General features: G+C 52.0%; 2 rRNA genes (1 of these 2 cut by a window edge). Both read right to left on the reverse strand.

Annotated features, from left to right (window positions below):
* Window positions 1-57: ribosomal RNA gene (gene rrf / locus NSS74_RS27855) — 5S ribosomal RNA — on the reverse strand; the annotation flags it as partial.
* A gap of 50 nt (window positions 58-107) precedes the next feature.
* Window positions 108-2,500, reverse strand: a 23S ribosomal RNA gene (locus NSS74_RS27860); it runs 529 nt beyond the window's last position.

Genomic DNA, 2,500 nt, shown 5'->3' on the forward strand with positions numbered 1-2,500 from the left:
CTTAACTTCCGTGTTCGGTATGGGAACGGGTGTGACCTCTCTGCCATCATCACCAAACTGATGAAGGTATATTCCTTCAAAACTAGATAACATTAGCTTCATATTATATGGTTAAGTCCTCGATCTATTAGTATTCGTCAGCTCCACATGTCACCATGCTTCCACCTCGAACCTATCAACCTGATCATCTTTCAGGGATCTTACTAGCTTACGCTATGGGAAATCTCATCTTGAGGGGGGCTTCATGCTTAGATGCTTTCAGCACTTATCCCTTCCGCACATAGCTACCCAGCTATGCCCTTGGCAGAACAACTGGTACACCAGCGGTGCGTCCATCCCGGTCCTCTCGTACTAAGGACAGCTCCTCTCAAATTTCCTGCGCCCACGACGGATAGGGACCGAACTGTCTCACGACGTTCTGAACCCAGCTCGCGTACCGCTTTAATGGGCGAACAGCCCAACCCTTGGGACCGACTACAGCCCCAGGATGCGATGAGCCGACATCGAGGTGCCAAACCTCCCCGTCGATGTGGACTCTTGGGGGAGATAAGCCTGTTATCCCCGGGGTAGCTTTTATCCGTTGAGCGATGGCCCTTCCATGCGGAACCACCGGATCACTAAGCCCGACTTTCGTCCCTGCTCGACTTGTAGGTCTCGCAGTCAAGCTCCCTTATGCCTTTGCACTCTACGAATGATTTCCAACCATTCTGAGGGAACCTTTGGGCGCCTCCGTTACACTTTAGGAGGCGACCGCCCCAGTCAAACTGCCCACCTGACACTGTCTCCCGGGTCGATGAGACCCGTAGGTTAGAATTTCAATACAGTCAGGGCGGTATCCCACCAGCGCCTCCACCGAAGCTAGCGCTCCGGTTTCAATGGCTCCCGCCTATCCTGTACAAACTGTACCAAAATTCAATATCAGGCTACAGTAAAGCTCCACGGGGTCTTTCCGTCCTGTCGCGGGTAACCTGCATCTTCACAGGTACTATAATTTCACCGAGTCTCTGGTTGAGACAGTGCCCAAATCGTTACACCTTTCGTGCGGGTCGGAACTTACCCGACAAGGAATTTCGCTACCTTAGGACCGTTATAGTTACGGCCGCCGTTTACTGGGGCTTCAGTTCAGAGCTTCGCTTACGCTAACCCCTCTCCTTAACCTTCCAGCACCGGGCAGGTGTCAGCCCCTATACTTCGCCTTACGGCTTCGCAGAGACCTGTGTTTTTGCTAAACAGTCGCTTGGGCCTATTCACTGCGGCTTTCCGTTAAGAAAGCACCCCTTCTCCCGAAGTTACGGGGTCATTTTGCCGAGTTCCTTAACCAGAGTTCTCTCGCACACCTTAGGATTCTCTCCTCGCCTACCTGTGTCGGTTTGCGGTACAGGCACCTTTTATCTCGCTAGAAGCTTTTCTTGGCAGCGGGGAATCAAAGACTTCGCTCCATAAGGAGCTTCCCCATCACAGCTCAGCCTTCACGATAAGCGGATTTGCCTACTTATCAGCCTAACTGCTTGGACGTGCACAACCAATCGCACGCTTCTTCTATCCTTCTGCGTCCCTCCATTGCTCAAACGATAAAGAGGTGGTACAGGAATATCAACCTGTTGTCCATCGCCTACGCCTGTCGGCCTCGGCTTAGGTCCTGACTAACCCTGAGCGGACGAGCCTTCCTCAGGAAACCTTAGGCATTCGGTGGACGGGATTCTCACCCGTCTTTCGCTACTCATACCGGCATTCTCACTTCTAAGCGCTCCACCAGTCCTTCCGGTCTGACTTCACTGCACTTAGAACGCTCCCCTACCACTGATACCATTGGTATCAATTCGCAGCTTCGGTGGTGTATTTAGCCCCGGTACATTTTCGGCGCAGAGTCACTCGACTAGTGAGCTATTACGCACTCTTTAAATGGTGGCTGCTTCTGAGCCAACATCCTAGTTGTCTAAGCAACTCCACATCCTTTTCCACTTAATACACACTTTGGGACCTTAGCTGGCGATCTGGGCTGTTTCCCTCTTGACTACGGATCTTATCACTCGCAGTCTGACTCCTAAGGATAAGTCATTGGCATTCGGAGTTTGACTGAATTCGGTAATCCGATGAGGACCCCTAGTTCAATCAGTGCTCTACCTCCAAGACTCTTACACTTAAGGCTAGCCCTAAAGCTATTTCGGGGAGAACCAGCTATCTCCAGGTTCGATTGGAATTTCTCCGCTACCCACACCTCATCCCCGCACTTTTCAACGTGCGTGGGTTCGGGCCTCCATTCAGTGTTACCTGAACTTCACCCTGGACATGGGTAGATCACCTGGTTTCGGGTCTACGACCACGTACTAAACGCCCTATTCAGACTCGCTTTCGCTGCGGCTCCGCCTCTTCAGCTTAACCTCGCACGGGATCGTAACTCGCCGGTTCATTCTACAAAAGGCACGCCATCACCCATTAACGGGCTCTGACTATTTGTAGGCACACGGTTTCAGGATCTCTTTCACTCCCCTTCCGGGGT

Source organism: Bacillus sp. FSL E2-8868, assembly GCF_038005505.1.
GTDB classification, from domain to species: Bacteria; Bacillota; Bacilli; order Bacillales; family Bacillaceae_G; genus Bacillus_A; species Bacillus_A mycoides.